General features: G+C 62.9%; 3 protein-coding genes. 2 read left to right on the forward strand and 1 reads right to left on the reverse strand.

What is annotated here, in order from left to right; all coding sequences use genetic code 11:
- Window positions 1–202: 202 nt before the first annotated feature.
- Window positions 203–724, reverse strand: coding sequence for a TetR family transcriptional regulator (locus GY725_15980; protein MCP4005689.1), 522 nt, complete (start codon window positions 722–724; stop codon window positions 203–205).
- A 198-nt stretch (window positions 725–922) separates the two neighbouring features.
- Here GY725_15980 and GY725_15985 point away from each other — a divergent pair, with 198 nt between their 5' ends.
- Together GY725_15985 and GY725_15990 are read left to right on the forward strand one after the other, a co-directional pair.
- On the forward strand, window positions 923–1,627 hold the full coding sequence (locus tag GY725_15985) for a glutathione S-transferase family protein (protein MCP4005690.1): 705 nt from the start codon (window positions 923–925) through the stop codon (window positions 1,625–1,627).
- A partial coding sequence (locus GY725_15990) for a hypothetical protein (GenBank protein MCP4005691.1) occupies window positions 1,624–2,084 on the forward strand: 461 nt, incomplete at its 3' end. The genes GY725_15985 and GY725_15990, both read left to right, overlap by 4 nt.

Genomic DNA, 2,084 nt, shown 5'->3' on the forward strand with positions numbered 1-2,084 from the left:
GGCCACCCAAGTGCCTCAAGCGGAAAAACAGACACGCAAACATCTGATTTCATTAAGGGAATGGTGGAGGCGGCGGGAATCGAAAACGTGTGCACTCTAACGAAATCAGGTACTTACAGCCGAAACAGGTGCCTCAAGAGTGCCTCAGGGACTTTCGCCTCCTGCCGCACAGTGCTCCGGGTTGACCAACCCGGTCGGGCTCTCATCGATCGGGAAACAGCATCCCGAGTGTCGATCGGACGAAGCGCCTGATCTCCCGTCGCGGACGCCCGGCGAGCTGCAGTCGGACCATCATCTCACCCGCGCCCAGCACCAGATGAGCAGCGTCGTCAGGATGCAACTCGAGGCCCGCGCGCTCGCCCTTCGGCGTAGACCGCACCGCAGACGCCATGATCTCGGTCAAGCCTGACTGCGCCTCGAGGAAGCGCGGCCCCAGCTCGCCTCGCATGGCCGAGGCCCAGTCGAACCAGACTCGGGCATGGTCCGGGTCGCGCTCAGCAGAGTCCGCGATGGCGTCGAATACGGCCGAATAGCGCACGGGAAGCGATTCCTCGCTCTCGAACGCGGCCTTCGTAGTGGCAAGGAAGTGGCGCCCGACTTCGGCGAGTACGGCGTCGACGAGAACATCCCGATTGGGGAAATAGGCGTAGATCGTGGCCTCGGACACACCGGCCTCCTCCGCCACATCGACCGGGCGCGCTCCCGAGAGGCCACGGCGTGCCACCACGTGAACTCCTGCCTCCACAAGGGACGCACGTCGCTCTTCGGGCGACAAACGGGCGGCGCGAGGACGTCGCGCGGAAGCTCGGGCAGGCATCGAATCCTCTATTGACGATCTACTCAGTATACGACTACTATAACTGAGTCAATCCTCAGTAGTCAATCGTCGCCTCCCGCGACTCTCGCCAGGAGACACCTGCACATGATCGAGATCATCGGACCGTCGGTGTCCCCGTTCGTCGTCAAGCTCCTCGCAGCGGCGGACTACAAGGGGTTCCTCTACACGCACACTGAGCAGGTGAGCATCCGGGAGCTGGGGAAATTGAGCCCGCAAACCGGAAAGGTCCCGATCGTCCGATTCGATGGGGAAACGACCTACGACTCGACACTGATCCTTCGCCGCTTCGATCTGGTGCAGCCCAGTCCAGCACTGTTCTCTGAGGACCCGAAGGTCGCGGCGCAGCAGCGCATGCTCGAAGACTGGAGCGATGAGTCGTTCTACTGGTACAACCAGGCGCTCCGCTGGTGCCCCGTCAACGAGGCCCGTACGATTGCCCAGAACTCCCGATTCGTGCCTGCTGTGATCCGGCCATTCGCAAAGCCAGTCCTGCGACGCCTGGTCGGGGGCCAGCCCAAAGCGCAAGGGCTGGGACGCCTGCCCTACGACGTGCTGATCGCGGAGATGGGGGAGCGACTCGACGATCTGGTGCAGCTGCTCGGAAGCGACTCCTTCTTCTACTCGGATCGGCCGAGCGCGGCAGACTTCGCGATCTACGGCGTCTTCAGCACTGGCTTCAAGGAAGATGTGACCCCTGACTTCGCAGAGCTGGTATCGCAGCGCCCGGCACTGGCGGACTGGTACAAGAGAATCGAGGACGCGAGGCGCGTCGACGGAGGAACCCGATGAGCGACACCCCGATCTACCCCCACGATCCGATCGAAGAGATCCAGCCCGACGTCTTCATGGTTCGCGGCGAGATCAAGATGAACGCTCTGATGACGATCACCCGCAACATGGCCATCGTCCGACACGAGGGCGAACTCACGCTGGTCGATCCGATCCGTCTCTCGCCCGGCGAGGAGAAGCAGCTCGAAGGACTCGGAAGCGTAAAGCGCCTCCTGCGTCTCGGGTCCATGCACGGCGTCGACGATCCGTACTACATGGAACGCTACAGCGCGGAACTCTGGGCGCCGGGGCTATCGGAGGCACATCCCGAGCCGAAGCCAACGCTGACGTGGGATGAATCGATGCCCCTGCCCTTCCCAGACGCGCAGCTCTTCCGCTTCGAAGGGCTCAATCAGCCCGAAGGAGCGCTCCTGTTGCGACGCGGCAAGGGGCTCCTCATCACCTGCGACGGGATCCA

The sequence above is a fragment of the bacterium genome (genome assembly GCA_024226335.1).
Lineage (GTDB): Bacteria > Myxococcota_A > UBA9160 > SZUA-336 > SZUA-336 > JAAELY01.

Bases quoted from the DNA above. Each gene is read 5' to 3' on its own strand.
- GY725_15985 (MCP4005690.1), top strand. From the start codon at position 923: ATGATCGAGATCATCGGACCGTCGGTGTCCCCGTTCGTCGTCAAGCTC.